The organism is Marinicellulosiphila megalodicopiae (genome assembly GCF_045862395.1).
Lineage (GTDB): Bacteria > Pseudomonadota > Gammaproteobacteria > Pseudomonadales > Natronospirillaceae > Marinicellulosiphila > Marinicellulosiphila megalodicopiae.
Genome location: NZ_AP023087.1, coordinates 890,748 through 910,842 on the forward strand (window position 1 = coordinate 890,748; position 20,095 = coordinate 910,842).

19 protein-coding genes and 1 tRNA gene are annotated in these 20,095 nt (G+C 38.0%); 12 read left to right on the top strand and 8 right to left on the bottom strand.

The window, feature by feature from the left end; translation table 11 throughout:
• Positions 1-121 precede the first annotated feature (121 nt).
• Both sfsA and TYM08_RS03725 read right to left on the bottom strand, forming a co-directional pair.
• On the bottom strand, positions 122-826 hold the full coding sequence (gene sfsA / locus TYM08_RS03720; RefSeq protein ID WP_422381628.1) for a DNA/RNA nuclease SfsA: 705 nt from the start codon (positions 824-826) through the stop codon (positions 122-124).
• Positions 823-1,992 (bottom strand): aminotransferase class I/II-fold pyridoxal phosphate-dependent enzyme, encoded by a 1,170-nt coding sequence (locus tag TYM08_RS03725; protein ID WP_422381629.1) that lies wholly within the window; start codon positions 1,990-1,992, stop codon positions 823-825. The genes sfsA and TYM08_RS03725 overlap by 4 nt, the downstream gene beginning before the upstream one ends.
• 61 nt (positions 1,993-2,053) lie before the next feature.
• Between TYM08_RS03725 and gluQRS the strand changes: the two genes are divergently transcribed.
• The 9 genes from gluQRS (at position 2,054) to TYM08_RS03770 (ending at position 11,400) form a co-directional block, all read left to right on the top strand.
• Complete coding sequence (gluQRS, locus tag TYM08_RS03730; protein ID WP_422381630.1) at positions 2,054-2,938, top strand: tRNA glutamyl-Q(34) synthetase GluQRS; 885 nt, start codon at positions 2,054-2,056, stop codon at positions 2,936-2,938.
• Positions 2,939-3,201: 263 nt separating this feature from the next.
• Positions 3,202-4,641: a cytochrome-c oxidase, cbb3-type subunit I gene (ccoN, locus tag TYM08_RS03735; RefSeq protein WP_422381631.1), complete on the top strand. Its 1,440-nt coding sequence runs from the start codon at positions 3,202-3,204 to the stop codon at positions 4,639-4,641.
• A 9-nt stretch (positions 4,642-4,650) separates the two neighbouring features.
• Positions 4,651-5,298 carry a cytochrome-c oxidase, cbb3-type subunit II gene (gene ccoO, locus TYM08_RS03740; protein WP_422381632.1) on the top strand — a complete coding sequence of 216 codons (648 nt, stop codon included), beginning with the start codon at positions 4,651-4,653 and terminating at the stop codon, positions 5,296-5,298.
• 23 nt (positions 5,299-5,321) lie between these two features.
• On the top strand, positions 5,322-5,501 hold the full coding sequence (locus tag TYM08_RS03745) for a cbb3-type cytochrome oxidase subunit 3 (RefSeq protein ID WP_422381633.1): 180 nt from the start codon (positions 5,322-5,324) through the stop codon (positions 5,499-5,501).
• A complete protein-coding gene (gene ccoP, locus TYM08_RS03750; protein WP_422381634.1) occupies positions 5,494-6,444 on the top strand; it encodes a cytochrome-c oxidase, cbb3-type subunit III in 951 nt (316 codons plus the stop codon). The genes TYM08_RS03745 and ccoP overlap by 8 nt, the downstream gene beginning before the upstream one ends.
• Before the next feature lie 74 nt (positions 6,445-6,518).
• Positions 6,519-7,919, top strand: coding sequence for a cytochrome c oxidase accessory protein CcoG (ccoG, locus tag TYM08_RS03755; RefSeq protein WP_422381635.1), 1,401 nt, complete (start codon positions 6,519-6,521; stop codon positions 7,917-7,919).
• Positions 7,919-8,449, top strand: a complete 531-nt coding sequence (locus TYM08_RS03760) for a FixH family protein (protein ID WP_422381636.1) — start codon at positions 7,919-7,921, stop codon at positions 8,447-8,449. The genes ccoG and TYM08_RS03760 overlap by 1 nt, the downstream gene beginning before the upstream one ends.
• Before the next feature lie 9 nt (positions 8,450-8,458).
• Complete coding sequence (locus TYM08_RS03765; RefSeq protein WP_422381637.1) at positions 8,459-10,816, top strand: heavy metal translocating P-type ATPase; 2,358 nt, start codon at positions 8,459-8,461, stop codon at positions 10,814-10,816.
• Positions 10,817-10,869: 53 nt separating this feature from the next.
• Entirely contained in the window at positions 10,870-11,400 is a 531-nt protein-coding gene (locus TYM08_RS03770) for a UPF0149 family protein (RefSeq protein WP_422381638.1), read from the top strand.
• A 69-nt stretch (positions 11,401-11,469) separates the two neighbouring features.
• Here the strand turns inward: TYM08_RS03770 and TYM08_RS03775 are convergent, their stop codons facing one another.
• From TYM08_RS03775 to aroQ, 5 genes are all read right to left on the bottom strand, one after another.
• A complete protein-coding gene (locus TYM08_RS03775) occupies positions 11,470-13,086 on the bottom strand; it encodes a DUF3426 domain-containing protein (RefSeq protein ID WP_422381639.1) in 1,617 nt (538 codons plus the stop codon).
• A gap of 27 nt (positions 13,087-13,113) precedes the next feature.
• A complete protein-coding gene (gene prmA / locus TYM08_RS03780) occupies positions 13,114-14,007 on the bottom strand; it encodes a 50S ribosomal protein L11 methyltransferase (RefSeq protein ID WP_422381640.1) in 894 nt (297 codons plus the stop codon).
• A 64-nt stretch (positions 14,008-14,071) separates the two neighbouring features.
• Positions 14,072-15,415: an acetyl-CoA carboxylase biotin carboxylase subunit gene (accC, locus tag TYM08_RS03785; protein ID WP_422381641.1), complete on the bottom strand. Its 1,344-nt coding sequence runs from the start codon at positions 15,413-15,415 to the stop codon at positions 14,072-14,074.
• Between the two features lie 9 nt (positions 15,416-15,424).
• Positions 15,425-15,880 (bottom strand): acetyl-CoA carboxylase biotin carboxyl carrier protein, encoded by a 456-nt coding sequence (gene accB / locus TYM08_RS03790; protein ID WP_422381642.1) that lies wholly within the window; start codon positions 15,878-15,880, stop codon positions 15,425-15,427.
• A 31-nt stretch (positions 15,881-15,911) separates the two neighbouring features.
• Positions 15,912-16,352, bottom strand: coding sequence for a type II 3-dehydroquinate dehydratase (gene aroQ / locus TYM08_RS03795; protein ID WP_422381643.1), 441 nt, complete (start codon positions 16,350-16,352; stop codon positions 15,912-15,914).
• A 340-nt stretch (positions 16,353-16,692) separates the two neighbouring features.
• On the opposite strand from aroQ, the gene panD reads away from it, so the two are divergent.
• Together panD and pgi are read left to right on the top strand one after the other, a co-directional pair.
• Complete coding sequence (gene panD / locus TYM08_RS03800; protein ID WP_422381644.1) at positions 16,693-17,073, top strand: aspartate 1-decarboxylase; 381 nt, start codon at positions 16,693-16,695, stop codon at positions 17,071-17,073.
• 95 nt (positions 17,074-17,168) lie between these two features.
• On the top strand, positions 17,169-18,788 hold the full coding sequence (pgi, locus tag TYM08_RS03805; RefSeq protein ID WP_422381645.1) for a glucose-6-phosphate isomerase: 1,620 nt from the start codon (positions 17,169-17,171) through the stop codon (positions 18,786-18,788).
• A gap of 262 nt (positions 18,789-19,050) precedes the next feature.
• Here pgi and TYM08_RS03810 read toward each other — a convergent pair whose 3' ends face one another.
• The gene (locus tag TYM08_RS03810; RefSeq protein WP_422381646.1) at positions 19,051-19,818 is read right to left on the bottom strand and encodes a hypothetical protein; all 768 of its coding nucleotides are present in this window, start codon (positions 19,816-19,818) and stop codon (positions 19,051-19,053) included.
• A gap of 139 nt (positions 19,819-19,957) precedes the next feature.
• On the opposite strand from TYM08_RS03810, the gene TYM08_RS03815 reads away from it, so the two are divergent.
• A tRNA-Ser gene (locus TYM08_RS03815) sits at positions 19,958-20,048 on the top strand.
• Positions 20,049-20,095 lie beyond the last annotated feature (47 nt).

The window sequence follows — 20,095 nt, forward strand, 5'->3', positions numbered from 1 at the left end:
TGAATGCCTAAATTTAGTCTATCTCTTCAAAAAAAGCGAAAAAGATAGGTAAAAAAAGGAGCGCGTATTTTACAGTATGCGTATATAGATGCAAGTGTTTATATTTTGAGCGCTTTGGGCATTAAATAATGACGTGGACTTGTTTGTCTAAAAAGATCTGATCGGGTGAAATGTTGCTTTTATAAGCAAGAATTTCAACGCCTTTTTTGTGTGCTTCATAAAGTAGTTCGTGGTAGGTGGGATCTATGTGTTTTGCTGCTTCAACTTGATGAATACCTTGGTGTGCAACATGAAATAAAAGCACGGCTCTAAAGCCCTGTTGTTTCATAAGAATGAGTTCGCGCAGATGTTTGTGTCCGCGAGTAGTGACTGAGTCAGGAAAGTAGCCTTGTGAGTCCTCAAGCAGTGTGACGTTTTTTACTTCAATGTATGCGTTTGGCTCGGTTGGGTGGTTGCACATTAATATATCGATACGGCTCTTTTCTTCGCCGTACTTCTGTTCTGTTAATATGTTTTCGTAGCCAGATAACTCTTGAATTACACCGTTTTCAATGCCTTCTTTAATAATGGCATTAGCGCGGTTAGTTTGAATGCAGGCAAGATGTTGATGATCTACTTCAATTAACTCCCAGGTGAATTTTAGTTTTCTTTTTGGGTTGTCGCTTGTTGAATACCATACCTTTGAGTTTTCTTGTAATAATCCTTTCATTGAGCCTGTATTGGGGCAGTGAGTAATGATCGTACTGCCGTCATCTAAAAGAATGTCGGCAAAAAAACGTTTGTAGCGTTTAATTAAACGACCAGATAATAACGTTGGGAAGTTCATGATATTAAGCCTTTTAGATAGATGGAAATACGTTCAATAGCTTGTTTTAAGCGAGCAATTTCTGATGTATAGGCAATTCTCACCATTTGATTAGACTGAAAACCGCGAAAATCTTTGCCAGGAGTTATAGCGACACCAGTGTGCTCAAGTAAATCTTGGCAAAATTGCATGCTGTCTTTTGTAAATGCACTGGCATCTGCATAAATATAAAATGCACCATCGCAGGGTTGCTCTATTTTAAAGCCTAGTTTTTTTAATTCAGGTAATAAATAATCTCGGCGCTGGGTAAATTGTTTGGCGCGTTGTTTGAACTGTTGAATACAATCATCGTCAAGTGCGCGAATAGCTGCGTATTGAGCGGGAGTAGGTGCTGATAAATATAAGTTTTGTGCAAGTTTATCCGCAGCTTCAATCATGTGTTCAGGCACGACAATCCAGCCAATGCGCCAACCAGTCATTGAGAAAAATTTTGAAAAACTGTTAATGACAATGGTTTGGTCGCTCACACTTAATGCAGTTGAGTTGCTGTTGTTGTGAGTTAGGCCTTGATAGATTTCATCAACAATTAATTGGCTTTTAATTTTGTTTGCATGATTAGTTAATAAATGAATCTCTTCGTCATCAAGCACTGCGCCAGTAGGATTTGCAGGGCTGGCAATTAATAAACCTTTGTTTGCAGCTGTCCAATATTGCTCGATAAGTGATTGGGTTACTTTGAAATTTTGACGTGCATCAATGGGAATGGCTGCATGCTTGGCGCCTAATAAATCAATAAAATGTTGATTGCATGGATAGCCCGGTTCCGTAATTACCATGGTGTCGGATGTATCAAGAATTAAGCTTAGTGCCAGCATCAAGCCTGACGATGCACCAGGTGTAATAAAGATACGGTTCGGATTAATGGTGGTGTTGAATTCTGATTGGTAATACTGACTCAGTTTTTCTCTTAATTCTATTAGGCCAGCAGAGGCTGTGTATTTGGTGTTGCCAGCTAAAATTGCGTTGGCGCCTGCTTGTGCCACCTCTGGTAAATCAGGAAAATCGGGCTCACCCACCTCCAAATGAATGATGTCCTCGCCTTTTGCTTCTAGTGCTTTTGCCTTTGATAAAATGTCCATCACGTAAAATGGGGCGATATCATTTAGTCTGTTTGCCAGTGCTACCATTATTCAAAACCTGTAAACTGTGAAAATCGAACATTCTAACAGTTAAAGGTTGAAAACACAGTTGGCCACTCAAACAAAATACATAGGCAGATTTGCCCCGACACCAACCGGTTATTTGCATATGGGCTCGCTTGTGGCTGCACTTGCAAGCTATCTTGACGCAAAAGCTAATCAAGGTAAGTGGTTGGTGCGCATTGATGACATTGACCCGCCAAGAGAGGTTGCTGGTGCATCTGACTCAATATTAAAATGTTTGGAGCGCTTTGGATTAAATTGGGATGACTCAGTTGTGTATCAGTCTAAGCAAAATGACAAATACGAAGCGTATCTGGCTGAGTTGGCGCAAAACACATATCGCTGTGAATGCTCAAGAAAAATGATTGGTTCAGGGTTGTACGCAGGAACTTGTTTTGAAAAGTCGATTGAGCCATCAAAGCCGACGTCAGTCAGGTTGAATGTAGCAGGTGCGCTGGTTGAATTTAATGATCGCATTCAATCTTTGCAAACTGAGCAAGCAAGTGAAGATTTTGTTATTAAACGAAAAGACAATCTTTGGTCATATCATTTAGCGGTAGTTGTGGATGATTATTTAGCGGGTGTGACGGATGTCGTAAGGGGAATAGATTTGATGGATTCGACGTTTAATCATATTCATTTACAAAAGATGCTTGGATTTAATCAGCCAAGTTATGCGCATATTCCCGTTGTGATTCAAGCTAATGGTCAAAAATTAAGTAAACAGAATATGGCGGTGCCTGTTGGGGTTAATGCAAAAAGTGTTGAACGTGAGTTGAAATTGGCACTTAGTTTGTTGGGAATAAGTGTGGAAGATGCTGTTAATGTTAAAGATGTGCTGGATTTGGCTGTGAAATCATGGAATATCGAAAAATTAAAAGGAATTGAGGTTGTAAGTTGTAATGTTGGAGGAGTACCTCTGAAAGGGTAACGAATTCAATATAGTGATCTGTGATAATACATAAAAGAAAAGTGCGGTAGCGATTTTAGTAAAAAATTGTAAAAATTTAATATAAAGCTATCCTTCCAAAGAATGAATGCGCTATTGAATTAAATGATTTGCTTAGATTAATTCTTTGTCCACTTTAAAAAGTTGGTTTTTTTTAGGGTGAACATTGCAATGAAACGATGTTTTAAGCATACTTGCGCCGATTTTTTCTAACCCATTATTATTAACTAAAACTGGATGCAACTATGAATAATACAAGCAGTCCTGATCAATTGACTTACAACTATAAAGTTGTGCGCCAATTTGCTTTCATGACGGTTGTTTGGGGAATTATTGGTATGTTGGTTGGCGTGGTTATCGCTTCTCAGCTTATATTTCCTGAATTCACTTTAATTTTTGATCAACTTCACTTTGGTCGTCTTCGACCTATTCATACCAATGCAGTAATATTTGCATTTGGTGGCTCGGCGCTATTCGCCACTTCTTATTACGTTGTACAACGTACCTGTCAAGCGCGCTTGGCTTTTGAAGGGTTGGTGAAATTTACGTTCTGGGGTTGGCAAGCAGTGATCGTATTAGCGGTCATTACTTTATCATTGGGGTACACCTCTGCTAAAGAATACGCTGAATTAGAATGGCCAATTGATATATTGATCACGCTGGTTTGGGTTTCTTATTTAGCTGTATTTATCGGCACCATTATGCGTCGTAAATCATCACATATTTATGTGGCTAACTGGTTTTATTTAGCATTTATCATCACAATTGCAGTGTTGCATGTTGTGAATAGTGCATTTACACCGGTCACACTCTTTAAATCTTATTCAGCTTACTCGGGTACTCGCGATGCGATGATTCAGTGGTGGTATGGTCATAACGCAGTAGGATTCTTCTTAACTGCAGGTTTCTTGGGGATGATGTATTACTTTGTACCTAAGCAAGCTAACCGTCCTGTATTCTCGTACCGTTTATCCATTGTTCATTTTTGGGCTTTGATCAGTATTTATATGTGGGCTGGTGGACATCACCTTCATTATTCTTCATTGCCAGATTGGGCGCAAACCGCCGGTATGGTTATGTCGTTAATATTATTAGCGCCTTCTTGGGGCGGCATGATCAACGGTATGATGACGTTATCAGGTGCTTGGCATAAACTTCGTACTGACCCTATCTTACGATTCTTAGTTTTATCCTTAGCTTTCTATGGTATGTCTACCTTTGAAGGCCCAATGATGGCTATTAAAACGGTTAACGCGTTATCACATAATACAGATTGGACAATTGGTCACGTACATGCAGGTGCATTAGGCTGGGTTGCTATGATCACAATTGGCGCAACTTATCATATGGTTCCTGTTATTTGGGGTGCTAAGCAAATGCACTCAACGATGTTAATTAATGTTCACTTCTGGTTAGCAACAACTGGAACAGTTTTGTACATCGTAGCCATGTGGATCAATGGTTTGATGCAAGGTTTCTTCTGGCGAGCATTTGATGATTACGGCACATTAAAGTATGAATTTGTTGAGAGTGTTGAGAATAGTAAGTTTGGTTACATCATGCGCGCCATTGGTGGTGCTATTTTCTTAACGGGTATGTTGATCATGCTATATAACGTTTGGATGACTATGCAAGATGCCAAAAAAGAACAACAATCCGATTCTTTAGAATCAAAAACAGCTTAAGGGGGCGTTATGAATCATTCACAAATTGAAAAAAACGTCGGACTAATGGCAATATTAGTAGTGGTCGCAATTAGTTTCGGTGGCCTAGTTGAGATTGTTCCTTTATTCGGCTTAGATGAAACAAGTGATCCGATTGAAGGGTTAGAGCCGTATACAGCATTGCAGTTAGAAGGTCGTGATATTTATATCCGCGAAGGCTGCCATGTCTGTCATACGCAAATGGTTCGCCCACTACGTGCTGAAGTTGAGCGTTTTGGTGCGCCTTCACAAGCCGGTGAATACATTTACGATCATCCGTTTTTATGGGGCTCAAAACGTACCGGACCTGATTTACATCGTGTAGGTACGCGTGAATATTCTGATGAATGGCATCGTAAACATTTGATTGATCCAAGATCAGTTGTGCCTAAATCAAATATGCCAGCCTTCGCTTTCTTATTGGATGCAAAATTAGATGGCAAAAGTACAGCTGCAAAAATGAAGGCATTAACGCGAGTAGGTGTTCCATATACTGAAGAAGACATGAAAGGTGCAAAAGAAGCCGTTGAAGGTAAGTCTGAAATGACCGCTTTGATTGCATATTTGCAAAATTTAGGTCAGGCCTATCGTAAAACACAAGTTATTCAAACTCGTCAAAAAGATGAAGCGAATAAATAATCAGTTCGAGTTAAGGGGCACCAGTGGACATTAATACATTACGAGGCATCGCAACCATATTAGCAATACTCGGGTTTGCTGCTGTTTGTTATTGGGCGTTTAGTAAACGCAATAAAAAAGCATTTGATGAAGCTGCTATGTTGCCGTTTGCTGATGATGCCCCTAAAGACTCAAGTACAGAGGAACATAAAAACAATGAATAACAATATACCTTTATTTTGGAATGTGTGGATCTTTGGATTAACACTGATTGTTCTAGTTGGTTTGGTCATCTTGCTTCATTTTACCCGTAAAATGAAAGGCGATGGCGAGCCGAATAAAACAACCGGTCATGTGTTTGATGGTATTGAAGAATATAACAACCCATTACCTAAATGGTGGTTGTACTTGTTTTACGGAACAATCATTTACGGTTTGGGGTATTTCGCTTATTACGGTTATGCAAGCTTTTCTGGATTAACTAGCTGGTCTTCTGCAAGTCAGCTTCAAGAAGAGCAAGCAGAATATGATGCGGAATTTGGTCCTGTTTTTGATAAGTATTTTAAAATGTCGCTAGATGAGTTTATTTCAGATGAAAATACTGCGCCAGAGCAGTTGGCTGAAAATGAGCGAGCACTTGCAATGGGTGAACAAATCTTCAGAAATAACTGTGTGATTTGTCATGGTGTGGATAAAACAGGGCAAAGTGCTTATGGTTTTCCAAACTTAACAGATGATGATTGGCTGCATGGTTCAAGTGCTGAACAGATTGAAAAAACGATTCAAAATGGTCGCCGAGGGGTTATGCCTGCTCAGAAAGATATTTTATCCAATGAACAGATAAAACAAGTGACAGAATATGTTTTAACGTTGTCCGAGAATGATCAGATCGCAGATTTAGAATTGGCTGAAAAAGGTCAAGAATTGTTTAAATCAAATTGTGCGATTTGTCACGGAATGGATGGTAAGGGGAGCATTGATTTTGGGTCAGCTAATTTAACTGATGATATCTGGTTATTTAACAATCCAAATTTGCAGTTACGTGAAGATATTAACTTTACTGTAAAGTTTGGTCGTAATTCTCAAATGCCTGCATGGAAAAATATCATAGGTGAAAAGAAAGCGCATTTAGCCGCAGCCTATATATATAGTGAAAGTTTAAAATAAACGATCTATTTGATGCCAGCAGTCGCTGGCATCGTCTTTTTTACTTCCTTACAAAAAATTATCGCTGAGGGTGTATGAGCAATAAAATTCAAATCAAAAATGTCACAGAAGATCAAAATGGTGAGTACGATTTATACGTTGCCAGTGAGAAAATTCATATCCGTCGAATAAAAGGGTTGTTTAGAAACCTACGTTTATTTGGTGGGATATTTTTGTTTGCTCTATTTTTTGGATTTGTTTGGTTAAATTACAATGGTACTCAAGCAGTGCTTTGGGATTTACCAAAACGTGAATTTAGTATTTTTTGGATGACTTTTGCACCTAAAGATTTAATTTATTTGGCTTGTGCATTAATTATTTGTGCCTTTGGTTTGTTTTTTATAACAGCCGTAGCAGGGAGGGTTTGGTGTGGTTATACCTGTCCTCAGTCTGTGTTTACTTGGGTGTTTATGTACATCGAAGAAAAGTGTGAGGGCAAACGAAATGCTCGAATTAAAATGGATAAGCAAGCAAATAGCTTAAACAAAATCGCAAGAAGGTTCACTAAGCATGTTTTATGGCTGATGGTTGGTTTTGCAACTGGGGTGACATTTGTTGGGTATTTTTCACCAATAAGAGAGCTAGTCCCAGATTTGTTTATGGGCACAGCGCATTACTGGGAATATTTTTGGGTCGGTTTTTTTACCTTAGCTACATACGGTAATGCGGGTTGGTTGCGTGAGCAAGTGTGTATTTATATGTGTCCATATTCTCGTTTTCAATCGGTTATGTTTGATAAAGATACTCTTGTGATCGCATATGATACTAAGCGTGGTGAGAAAAGAGGTTCGCGAAGAAAAGATGCGGATCCTAAAGATTTAGGATTGGGTGATTGCATAGATTGCGATTTATGTGTTCATGTTTGTCCAACGGGTATTGATATTCGAGACGGATTGCAAATTGAGTGTATTGGTTGTGCTGCTTGTGTCGATGCTTGTGACTCTGTTATGGATCAAATGGGTTATGATCGGGGACTAGTTAAATACACAAGTGAAAACGCGCAGGAAGGAAAGGCGTTTAAGTTATTTCGACCGCGTGTGATTTTTTATGCAGCGTTACTTGTGTTTATGAGTGGTGCGATGGTGTGGTCAATATCTAATAGAAGTAATGTGGATATTGAAGTGACTCGAGAGCGGGGTAAGTTATACAATGTTTCAGAGGGGCAAATTACAAATTCATATGAATTTAAATTAACTAATACCACGCAAACTTCGCAAATTTACTCAATTAATGTTGTGGGAAATGTGAATATTACTTTTGATATTGATCCAACTTGGTCATTGAGTGCATTAGAAAGTAAAAAAGTGGATGTTAAATTACTTATGCCTTTAGATAAAATCGATGCATATAGTTATGATTTAGAATTACAAGTATTGCAAGACAATCAAATAATCGAATCTGAAGTAACAACATTTATGACAAACTGGAATCCTTAATGACAAATCAAAAGCACGATGATGACTTTAATAGCGGCCCTGCATATAAACAACCTTGGTTTTGGTTAATAATGGCGCCGCTTATGACAACCATTGTCGTAGGCACAAGTATGCTTGTGTATTCAATTATTGCTTATGATGGGGGATCAATTAATAAATTCGAAAAAGATGGGTTTGATGTAACACCATCAGTTGAAAAAGAAAAAATGGCGCAATCATTAAATTTAATTGCTCAATTAATTCAAACAGATAATAAAATTGAAATAAATTTAAATGGAAGAATTGAAAACTTACCAAAGCATTTATTGTTGACTATTTATTCCCCAGTATCAAAATCTAAAGATATAAAAATAACGTTAAATTTAGAAAAAGATAAATTTATTGCAAACCTAGATACCGATCACATGGTTTTGTCAGAGCGTGTTATGCAGTTAGTTGACCCCGGTGATTCATCTTGGTTGATTCAAGCAAAATCTGCTTGGCCATTGACTGCCCCCGTTGCATTTACTCCATTTTTGGTTATTCAATAGGAAAGCATAATGGCACAGTCATTATGTTTTCACTGTCAATTACCTAATACAAATCAAAATATATCTGCAAAAATTAATGATACGAAACAATATTTCTGTTGTTACGGTTGTCAGGCTGTTGCATTAAGTATTAGTGATTCGGGTTTGAATCAATTTTACCAATATAAAAAACCTTCTCAAAATAAAACTTCATTAAAAAAAACGCGTTATGAAATTTATGACAGCCAAGCTATGTTAGAAAGCATTGCGTTAAAAAGTAATGATGAATGCTGTGAAGCGAAATTTACAATCGAGGGAATCAGTTGCGCTGCCTGTGTTTGGTTGATAGAACAAAGGCTGAAGCAAGAAAACGCCATCGAATTTTGTTATGTGAATTTAAGTCAGTCACGTTTAAGTTTGAAATGGAATCAATCAAAAATTGCTCTTAGTCGCATTATGCAAATTTGCCAAGAAATTGGGTTTACTTTATCGCCTTATCAAGCGGATAAACATGAAGCCATACAAAACAAACAAGCAAAAAGTTACCTAATTAAGTTGGCCATTTCTGCAATTGCGAGTATGCAATCAATGATGAATGCAGTCGCATTATATTCTGGCAATATCAGTGAGCAATTTGAATTGTTAATGCGCTACGCTAGTTTATTTTTGGCGTTGCCTGTAGTTTTTTATTGTGCCTCTGGCTTTTTTAAAAACACTTTTAGAGATTTAAAACAAAGACACTTAACAATGGATACTCCTGTTGCCATTGCAATTGGTTTAGCTTTTATTGCAAGTGTAAAAGCAACACTCTTGCAAGTGGGTGAGGTATATTTTGAATCATTGTGTATGTTTACTTTCTTTTTATTACTAGGTCGTTATTTAGAATTTAGAACAAGATTGAATCAAGGAAGCCAAGGAAATCAGTTAGCCTCTTTAGTGCCTCAGGTTTGTAAGTTATCCAATGGTGACGTGATCAATGTCAATGCGCTTAAAATAGGCGATCAAATTATATGTGCAATCGGCGAAGTAGTTCCCTGTGATGGCGTGGTTATCTCAGGTATAAGCGAAATTAATGCATCAGCAATTAATGGAGAGTTTAAGACAATTGAGAAAACCCCTGGTGATTTAGTATTAGCAGGATGCATTAATGTGACAGAGCAATTAGAGGTCCAGGTTACTCAAATTGGTGATGGAAGTTCAATTAATCAAATGAGTAAACTGTTAGAGCGGGCAATGAGTGAGAAAACAAAATTAGCCAGTTTAGCAGATTCAGGTGCTTCTTATTTCGTGTTAACGGTTTTGTGTTTGTCGTTAAGTGCTTACGTATTTTGGATGTTTTTTTCGCCAGAAAATGCATTTTGGATTGCGCTGAGTGTGTTGGTAGTTACCTGTCCATGTGCATTGAGTTTAGCTACACCTGTCGCCATAACTCAGGCAGTAACTACGCTAAGTAAAATGGGGTTGTTAGTGACCCGAGCCAATGCCTTTGAAAAATTAAGTAAGGTTAAAAAAATCGTATTTGATAAAACAGGGACACTAACAAAGGGTGAATATCAAATAATCAATACTCAAATATATGCTGAGCTTAATCAACAAGAATGTTTGAATATTGCAGCAAATTTACAATTGAAATCATCTCACCCGATCGCGATGGCATTTAATCAATTTTTAATTCAATCATTGCAAATAAGTGATTTCGAAAATCAGCCTTCAAAAGGTTTGCAGGGAATGATTAAAGGTAAACAGTATAAAATTGGTCATGCGCAATTTTGCAATATTGAAGAAGTGGGGCAGAATTTGGTCGATCATCAAGTGTTGTATTTGACTGAAAATAACAATGTAATCGCCCAGTTTCATTTAAATGATCAAATTGATTCCAGTGCTTATTTATTTGTAGAAAAACAAAAGCGTCTATTACCTAGTGTCAGCTTACATATTTTAAGTGGCGATCCTTCTTCTCAGGTTAATGTTGTTGCCAATCAATTAGATATTTCAGATTTTCATAATCCATTAAATGCACAGCAAAAATTAAATTGGGTAGTGGCGCAAAAAGATCCATGTTTGATGATTGGTGATGGTGTCAACGATGCTGCAGTTTTGGCAGGTGCCAGTGTTAGTGTTGCTATGTCACAAGGTGCTGATTTGGCTAAGCAACAAGCAGATAGTGTGCTCATTCGAGATGATCTGTCTGTATTAGTAGATGCAATTTTATTAAGTAAAAAAGCCAATAAAATTATTAAACAAAATGTATTATGGGCACTAATTTATAATATTTTGGCCGTTCCTTTGGCATTTATGGGGTTGGTGACTCCGTGGATGGCTGCAATAGGTATGTCATTAAGCTCGATTATTGTGGTTTTAAATGCGTTAAGATTGCGAAAAGTGTAATCAAGGTGTAAATTCCCGATCAAATAAAATTTAAATAGAATTAGGTAAGTATTATGAGTGATTGTTTTGAAAAGTTAGAAACGATTTTAGATTCAGATTGGAATAGTGAAGATAGCTTAGATTTTATAGGTGCAATTGGTGCGCTAACTGCTCATGTGATTTTGCCTTGTGTGCAATTGGATGAAATCGTTTTCGAACAGTCTTTACCCCAAGGTGCCGATTTAATACTTTGGCAATCAGTGAAAAAAGAAATTTGTCGCGAATTAGAAGAAGAGCTTTATGGTGAAACTGCATTTGAGCTTCCTTTTGAGCTGACAGATGAAGTCGAAGATTCCGATATGCAGGCATTTTGTTGCGGGTTTATGGAGGTGTTGTTCGCCAATCAAGATGCTTGGTTTGAAAAAGATGATGAGCGTGTTTCGGTGTTGTTGTTACCTTTGGAAGTAGGTAGTGGATTATTTAACGACGAACCAGATTTTGAAAAATTCAATAATGACGGTGAATTACTGTGGTCAACCATTCAAGATATGTCTGAAGCATTAACCGATTTGTATCTTATTTTTAATAGTGGTGACAAAAGTTAATAGTTAATAAATTAAGCACAAAAAAAGCTCAATGCTGTTAAGGCAATTGAGCTTTTTTTTGATTTAAATTTAAAGTGAAACTTTATAATTTCTAGCCGCAGTTCCTAAATCTTTAATAGTGATGACCGCTTGAACATCGGTTTTGGCTCGCATGCTGATGTCAGTTTTAATTTGACTAGGTAAATACTGTTTTGGTGAAAAGGATTGATCGCCAATAAGTTTGTCATTTTTATCCAAAACCTGAATAACAACATTTGGATAATCAGCATTTGTTGTATTTGAGTTCCTTAAAACAAATAAAACTTTAACGGCATCAGGAAGTTCGGGGTGTTCAACTACCTGAAATTTCTCAATGCTAATTGTAGGTGAAATTCTTTTTGTGTCTGGAATAGTGCAGTTTAGGGTGTTGCATAATGTAGTCAATTGCGGTCGCCATTTACTTTGGGCGAGGTAATCGAAGTTATAATAAATATACTGCCCTGCAAGTGTGAGTAGAAGTATGGCGCTTAAAAAAGACCAAGCAAATAAAGTTAAAATGCCGCGACTGCCTTTTTCTAGAAGACTATCGAGTTCGTGAGTGTCTTGTGCAACTTTATGAACAATGTTTTTGGGGTTTTGTTTATCCTTAACTTTTGTTTTTTTATTAACAATCTCAGTGACGTCATCGTCAAATTCATTTGGAAGCTGTTCGCTGTAAAAACTTTTTCTTTTATTGGTAGGTGTTTTATTAGTGCTGGATTCCCCAAGATTTTTTGCAGTAAAAACGGCTTTATTTTCTTCGGGTTCATCATCTTCAATTAATGCTTTTGTCCAGCTTTCATCTGTTGTTTCATCATCAGGATTACTCACTTTTTCAGTGATTTCTTCTTTAGCAATAATGGCGTCATCTGAAAAAGCGTCTTCTATGTTTTCTTCAAAATTTAAAAAATCATCATCAATTTCAAATTCATTTTTTTCATCAACCCCAAAAATAAAGTCATCTTCATTTGAGTCGTCATCGTTATCATTAGAGTTGGTTGAGTCTGATTGAGAGTCCGATTCAGAGTCCGATTCAGAGTCAAATAAATTATTAATATCGTAAAGCTCATTCTCGTTTTGTTTGTTTTTTGATTGGGTGTTATTTGATTTTTTATCGGTTTGAATCGTGTTGTTTGAAGGTGTGGATTCAAACATTTCATTCAAGTCATGATCATCTTGCTCAAATAATGAATTGATGTCATCACTGTCATCATTAAGATTATATGATTCAGATTGGTTGTTTGACGAATTGTTAGACGAGTTGTCGCTATCTAGATCTGAAAATAATGAATCAGAAATGTCATCTTCATCATCAGTTGCGCTAACACCTGATAAATCATATTCACTTGGTTGATCGTCTAAATCCGAAAATAACGAATCGGATAAATCGTCTTCCACTTCCTCAGAGTATATATCAAAGCTAAATGATAGGTCGTCAACTTCCGTTTGAGTTTCAAGTGTTCTGGTTTCAGTGATTACTTTTTTGGCTTGTACTGTTTTAGCGGGGGTAGCAGGTTTTATTGCTTGCTCAATAAGATGGTTTTTGGCGTTAAATACATTTAGACATGCACCACAACGTACTGAACCGGCCGCCGCATTAATTTGGCTTTCGGTTAGTTTAAATTTCACTTGGCAGTGGGGGCATTTCGTTATGAAAGAATCCGCCATTTGTTACTCCATCTTATTGATCTTAGGTTATTTTTTCGTGCCGCTTAGGCAAACCCATTCATCTTGTTCTTTAATAGGGTCAAAGTCAATACAGTGTGAGTACGCATCGATCACTTGCTGATATTGATGATTTAAAATGCCAGACAGTACTAATTTTCCGCCGGATTTTAACGTACCTGTGATGCCTTCATTTAAACTAATTAACGGCCCAGCAAGAATATTTGCTAATACGATATCGGCTTGAAATGGAGTGAAATCTTCAGGCAAATGTACGGTATAAGTGCTTTCATCAATTTTATTGCGTAATGCGTTTTCTTTGGTAGCAATAATCGCTTGAGGATCGTTATCGACACCCACAAAGTTAGTTGCGCCTAATAATAAAGAAGCAATACCTAAAATACCCGAGCCACAGCCGTAATCGACCACTTTTGCGTCTTTTACTAATGCATCATGCTTGTCTAGCCATTTTAAACACATGAATGTGGTTGGGTGCGTACCTGTGCCAAATGCTAAGCCTGGGTCTAACATCAGGTTAACTGCATTTTCATCAGGCGGCTCACGCCAGCTTGGGGTAATCCATAAACGGTCACCGCATTGTATCGGGTGGAAGTGTTCCATCCATTCGCGTTCCCAATCTTTATCTTCAAGAATTTCAGCTTTGCCTTCTGGTAAGGCTAGGCCATTTACTTGATAGGTAAGGGCAATTTGATTGAATATTTCTTCAATATTGGTTTCGCCATCAAACAAACCAATTACTTGGGTTTTGTCCCATAATGGCGTGGTACCACGAATCGGTTCAAAAACAGGTTGGTCTGCGCCATCCATAAGGGTTACTGCGCTTGCGCCCAGCTCTAGTAGTAAATCTTCAAGTGGCTCAACTTGGTCGAGCAGTGTTTGAAAACGAATTTGTATCCAAGGCATAAATAGGTTCTTTTTAAAGTAAAAAGGCTGTCAAAAGACAGCCTTATATTATTAGAAATACAGATTATTTGTTTTCTAATTTATGTTCTAAGTAGTGAATATTAACGCCACCTTGTTGGAAGTGACCATCACGTACTAAATCTTTTTGAAGTGGTATGTTGGTTTTTATGCCTTCAATTAACAATTCATCTAAAGCAGATTGCATGCGCATTAAAGCAGCTTTGCGATCTTTATCATGAGTGATTAACTTACCAATCATCGAGTCATAAGTTGGTGGAACGTTGTAGCCACTGTAAATATGAGAATCCCAACGCACACCTAAACCGCCAGGGGCGTGCATATGTGTCACTAATCCAGGGCTTGGCATAAAGTTTTCTGGGTTTTCAGCATTAATACGACATTCAAACGCATGGCCGTTTAATTTAACGTCATCTTGAGTAATAGATAATTTGTTACCCGCAGCAATGTTCAATTGCTCACGAATAATATCCACACCCGTTACCATTTCAGATACTGGATGCTCAACCTGAACACGAGTGTTCATTTCAATGAAGTAGAAATTGCCATCTTCGTATAGGAACTCAAAAGTACCTGCACCGCGATAACCAATTTCAATACACGCATCCACACAAGATTTTAAACAAGCTGCGCGAGCTGTTTCATCAAGGCCAGGAGCGGGCGCTTCTTCTAATACTTTTTGGTGGCGACGTTGTAATGAACAATCACGGTCATACAAATGAACCGCATTGCCTTGGCCATCTGCTAACACTTGCACTTCAACGTGGCGTGGGTTTTGAAGATATTTCTCCATATAAACCGTGCCATCACCAAAGAACATCTGTGCTTCGTTTTTGGTTAATGCAATCGACGTAGTTAATGATGCTTCAGAGTGAACAACACGCATACCGCGTCCACCACCACCAGCTGCAGCTTTAATGATAATTGGGTAGCCAATTTTACGAGCCACAGCGTGTGAGCGTTCGTCATCATCATCTAATGGGCCACCAGAACCAGGTACGGTCGGTACGCCAGATTTAACCATCGCTTTAATTGCTTGAACTTTATCGCCCATAAGACGAATGGTTTCCGCTCTTGGTCCGATGAATTTAAAACCCGATTTTTCAACTTGTTCAGCAAAAGCTGCGTTTTCAGCTAAAAAGCCGTAACCTGGGTGAATGGCTACTGAGTCTGTTACTTCAGCCGCTGCAATTAATGCAGGGATGTTTAAATAACTTTCTGATGATGGGTTTGGCCCAATACATACAGATTCATCTGCTAACTTAACGTGCATTAAGTCTTTGTCGATTTTGGAATAAACCGCAACGGTTTTAATTCCCAACTCTTTACATGCACGTAAGATGCGAAGTGCGATTTCACCGCGGTTCGCAATCAATACTTTTTCTAACATGTTTAAGTCCTATTCGATGATGATTAATGGCTGATCAAACTCAACCGCTTGACCGTTTTCAATTAAGATTTCTTTAATTACGCCAGACTTATCAGCTTCAATTTGGTTCATCATTTTCATCGCTTCAACGATACAAACGGTGTCGCCAGCTTTAACTGTTTGGCCTACTTCACAGAAGTTAGGTGATGAAGGTGACGGTGCGCGGTAGAAAGAACCGACCATTGGTGATTTAACGCTATGACCCGTTTCTACAGAAGCGGCAGCTTCAACTGGTGCTGCTACAGCAGCAGGTGCAGCTACTGGAGCAGGTGCTTGCATAGGTGCAGGTGCATACTGGTAAGGTGCTTGGATTTTTGTCGATGAACGGCTGATACGAATCGATTCTTCGCCTTCTGATATTTCAATCTCGTCGATGCCTGACTCTTCTAATAATTCGATTAACTTCTTTACTTTGCGAATATCCATTGGGAAACCCTTATATTAAATGATGATGTTTTTACTGATCTGTTAAAAATTTGTGTGCCGATTCAATGGCATACAAATAACCTTGGCTGCCCAAGCCGCAAATAACGCCTCGAGCTAAATCTGAAAAATACGAGTGATGACGAAATGCTTCGCGGGCATGTACGTTGGATAAATGCACCTCTATAAAAGGCACATCGATTGCCGATAATGCGTCACGAATCGCTACACTGGTATGGGTAAATGCGGCGGGATTGATAACAATAAAATCCACGATGCCTCTGCTTTGTTGAATTTTTTCAATCAATTCAACCTCGGCATTGGACTGCATGAAATCTAATTGGTGCCCAAAAGACTCAGCTTTTAAAGTGCACGAAGTGTGTATGTCATTAAGTGTTTCATGACCATACACTTCGGGCTCTCTGGTGCCGAGCATATTTAGATTAGGACCATTAATTATTAGCAATTTTGCCATTGTTTTACCTAAAATTTGATTCAAACAAGTATATGAAAATCTCATATTACTTGGCTGGTTAAATATCATTTTTGTCGATTGTTTTAGATAACATCTATGAACAGTTCGACAAAAGGAGGGGTAATGTAACATTAAAGAAAAGTTGCGTAAACTTTGTTGTTAAATTCTGTAAAGTTCTGTGATATTGCTTTTAGTTGACTGATCAAAAAATAATCAGAGGTTGACTTCTATTCGTTTAAAATTTGTTATGGATTACTTGTTTTCCATTGAACCTTACCCCTGCATAAGGCATAATCGCGCCCGAAAATTAGTCCAATGAAGTCCGATTGAAGGTCCCTAGATGCAAACAACCATGTTAAAAGCAAAATTACACCAAGCGCGTGTTACCCATGCCGTTTTAAATTATGAAGGCAGCTGTGCAATAGATGGCGATTTGTTAGATATGGCCGGAATCCGTGAGTTTGAACAAATTCAAATTTACAATATTGCAAATGGTGAGCGATTCACCACTTATGCCATTCGCGGTGAAGAAGGATCCAAAATCATCTCGGTTAATGGTGCTGCGGCTCATAAAGCAGTGGTAGGTGATAGCGTGATTATTTGCGCGTATGCAAATTATGATGAGCAAGAATTAAAAACTTTCAAACCTCGTATGATTTATATGACAGAAAAAAACGAAGTCAGTCATACAAGTAATGCTATTGCTGTTCAATTAGCATAAAGAATTCTAAAAGCCGTCCCATGACGGCTTTTTTTGTGAGTGTATACTTGCAATAAATTAACGTATTTATTAAAACTTTAAACAGGAAACTTACCGTGAGTAAATTTACCCAGTTATCCGCTTTTACCAAGCTTCAAGCGCATAAAACGCAAATGGATCAAACGAATTTGATCGGATTATTTGCAGATGATGCAGATCGCGCAAACAAAATGACAGTCAGTGCTTGCGATATTGAATTAGATTATTCAAAAAACTTAGTAAACGAAGAAACGTTATCTTTATTAGTTGAATTGGCAGAGCAGTCAAACTTACAAGGTCAAATCGACAAAATGTTTGGCGGCGAAGTGATTAACGGTTCTGAAAAAAGAAGCGTTTTGCATACGGCTTTACGTGATTTTGATAAAACAACTCCAGAAGCAAAAGGGGTTGTAGCAGATTCATTAGCGAAAGTTGAAAGCTTTGTAAACTCTGTGCATAACGCAGAATTTGCTGGTTACACAGGTAAAAAATTAACGACGATTGTTAATATCGGAATCGGTGGTTCTTACTTAGGTCCTAAGCTTATTTCTGATGCGTTAAAACCATACTGGAAAGAAGGATTTGATATTCAGTACATTGCAAACGTAGATGGCACTGCAGTAACAGAAGGCATGAAAGGCTTAGATCCAGAAACGACGCTTTTTGTTATCTGTTCTAAATCGTTCGGTACATTAGAGACATTAAAAAATTCTGAAGCGGCACGTGAATGGTTCTTATCCACAGGCGCAAAACAGTCTGATGTTAAAAATCACTTTGTAGCCGTCACCACCAACCAAAAAGCAGCCGTTGATTTTGGTATTGACGCTGAAAACTTATTTCCTTTATGGGATTGGGTGGGGGGTCGTTATTCGTTATGGTCAACCATTGGTTTACCTCAAGCGATCCTGTTGGGTATGGATACATTCAAAGAAGTGCTTAAAGGCGCATTTGATATGGATCTGCATTTTAAAAATACGCCAATCAAAGAAAATCTACCTGCTTTGCTAGGCTTAACGGGTATTTGGTATAACAACTTTTACGATGCTCAGTCTCAGGCAATTTTAGTATACGACGATTACTTGCAAGAATTACCAAACCATTTACAACAAGTAGACATGGAATCAAACGGTAAAAGCGTGACTCAAGATGGCGACATCGTTGATTACAATACCGGTCCAATTATTTGGGGTGGTGCAGGCACTAACGGTCAGCACGCTTATCACCAGTTGTTACATCAAGGTACACGTTTAGTACCTTCTGATTTTATCGTTCCGTTAAAATCACATAACCCAGTTGCAGATCACCATCCGTGGTTGTACGCAAACGCAGTGGGTCAAGCTCAGGCGATGTTAGAAGGCAAAAACTTAGAACAAGTGACGGCTGAATTAGTATCAAAAGGCATGAGCGAAGAAGATGTTGCGTTTATTGCGCCACATAAAGTACATGCAGGTAATCGTCCAAGTAACATGATTACGTTTGAACAGTTAACACCAAAAGTGTTGGGTTCATTGATTGCTATGTACGAACATAAAGTGATGGTTCAAGGTGCTATTTGGCAGATCAACTCGTTTGACCAATGGGGCGTTGAATTAGGTAAAGTATTGGGTGTGGCAGTATTTGATGCATTGCAAACGGGCAATGTTGCAAAAATGGACAGCTCAACTGCAAACCTTGTGAATAAATTTCGTGATGCCTAGTAAATAGCACGCATAAAAAAAGGGTGATAATCGTAAGGTTATCACCCTTTTTTTTGGCTATGTTTTAAATTATTGTTGTTTGAATTATTGTTGTTTGAATTATTTGACCACTATTTTGTCCGCTTGCAACAAGCAACCGACTTTATTTCTTTGATTTCTTTGATTTACTTGAATCTTTGGGGTGTTTGAAATCTGTTTAAAATCAGAGGGTTATATTCATTGCAACACGAATTTAAAACATAGCCCTTTTTCTCGTAAATATTTAAGGAGACTCAAACACTTTTTGTTCTTTAGATATCGGGCAGGTAAAAGCAATTTTTCTTAAAGATATTTCTTGGGTTGCTAATTGCTCTTTATCGTCGGTTTCTTGAATAATTTGAAAACTTGGATTTGCGCTGCATGTTTTTGTTAAACCGTGTACGTCTGTTTTAATTAACATTGCCATGCGAGTTTGATTAACTGCATTTTGAAATGAGATTTTTTGAGCTGTACAAAAATCAATTGCAGAAGCATCTATATCACCTTCTAGAGTTACTAATAGCGTTGATTCAATTTGGCCGCTGTTTAATAAATCATTTAATACGCTCGCCATTTTGCGTGAGTGTGCCAATAAAAATAAACCAGATTGAGCATCACTTGGTAAAGTGATTGGCCAGTAGGGAAGGCCTTTACGGGCAAATTCAAGTTGTCTTGATACGCAGTGATGATCGCCAAAGTCGTCACCTTGCATAGGGATGCCTTGCGGTTTGTACCAAACTGAATATTCTTCGCAGTCTTCAATAAGTTCGCAGGCAATGGCTTTACTGTCTAAGCGCGCGTCATCGTAAAACACTTCAATGATATCACCTTCTTGAATGCGGCTGGTTGCTTTGCGCATGCGTTGACGATGATCACCATCTACCAGCCACACCGCGCCAATTTGGATGCATTTTTTTAGGCGCGTCTTACTAATATTAATATTATCGACTAAAAAGTCGATGAGCACTTTTGAGTCTTCAAGCTCAACTTCTAAACCAACATCGGTACGCATAATGATTCCAGTTTGAAAAAAATCCTATTCTACCTCAAAAATAATAGGAGAAAACTGAAAAAACATTATAAATTTCAATAGTTTATAAAAAAATGTTTGACATGAAAAAAATTATCCGTAATATACGCATCTCTTCTGCGGAGGGGTGGCTGAGTGGCCGAAAGCACTGGTCTTGAAAACCAGCGAGGGTTGATAGCTCTCCAAGAGTTCGAATCTCTTCCCCTCCGCCATTTTTATTTTCTAACCTATTGATTCATAAAGGTTAATATAAAAATGG

Coding starts and splice junctions, on each gene's coding strand:
- sfsA (WP_422381628.1), bottom strand. CDS start 826: ATGAACTTCCCAACGTTATTATCTGGTCGTTTAATTAAACGCTACAAA.
- TYM08_RS03725 (WP_422381629.1), bottom strand. CDS start 1,992: ATGGTAGCACTGGCAAACAGACTAAATGATATCGCCCCATTTTACGTG.
- ccoN (WP_422381631.1), top strand. CDS start 3,202: ATGAATAATACAAGCAGTCCTGATCAATTGACTTACAACTATAAAGTT.
- ccoO (WP_422381632.1), top strand. CDS start 4,651: ATGAATCATTCACAAATTGAAAAAAACGTCGGACTAATGGCAATATTA.
- ccoP (WP_422381634.1), top strand. CDS start 5,494: ATGAATAACAATATACCTTTATTTTGGAATGTGTGGATCTTTGGATTA.
- ccoG (WP_422381635.1), top strand. CDS start 6,519: ATGAGCAATAAAATTCAAATCAAAAATGTCACAGAAGATCAAAATGGT.
- TYM08_RS03760 (WP_422381636.1), top strand. CDS start 7,919: ATGACAAATCAAAAGCACGATGATGACTTTAATAGCGGCCCTGCATAT.
- TYM08_RS03765 (WP_422381637.1), top strand. CDS start 8,459: ATGGCACAGTCATTATGTTTTCACTGTCAATTACCTAATACAAATCAA.
- TYM08_RS03770 (WP_422381638.1), top strand. CDS start 10,870: ATGAGTGATTGTTTTGAAAAGTTAGAAACGATTTTAGATTCAGATTGG.
- TYM08_RS03775 (WP_422381639.1), bottom strand. CDS start 13,086: ATGGCGGATTCTTTCATAACGAAATGCCCCCACTGCCAAGTGAAATTT.
- prmA (WP_422381640.1), bottom strand. CDS start 14,007: ATGCCTTGGATACAAATTCGTTTTCAAACACTGCTCGACCAAGTTGAG.
- accC (WP_422381641.1), bottom strand. CDS start 15,415: ATGTTAGAAAAAGTATTGATTGCGAACCGCGGTGAAATCGCACTTCGC.
- accB (WP_422381642.1), bottom strand. CDS start 15,880: ATGGATATTCGCAAAGTAAAGAAGTTAATCGAATTATTAGAAGAGTCA.
- aroQ (WP_422381643.1), bottom strand. CDS start 16,352: ATGGCAAAATTGCTAATAATTAATGGTCCTAATCTAAATATGCTCGGC.
- panD (WP_422381644.1), top strand. CDS start 16,693: ATGCAAACAACCATGTTAAAAGCAAAATTACACCAAGCGCGTGTTACC.
- TYM08_RS03810 (WP_422381646.1), bottom strand. CDS start 19,818: ATGCGTACCGATGTTGGTTTAGAAGTTGAGCTTGAAGACTCAAAAGTG.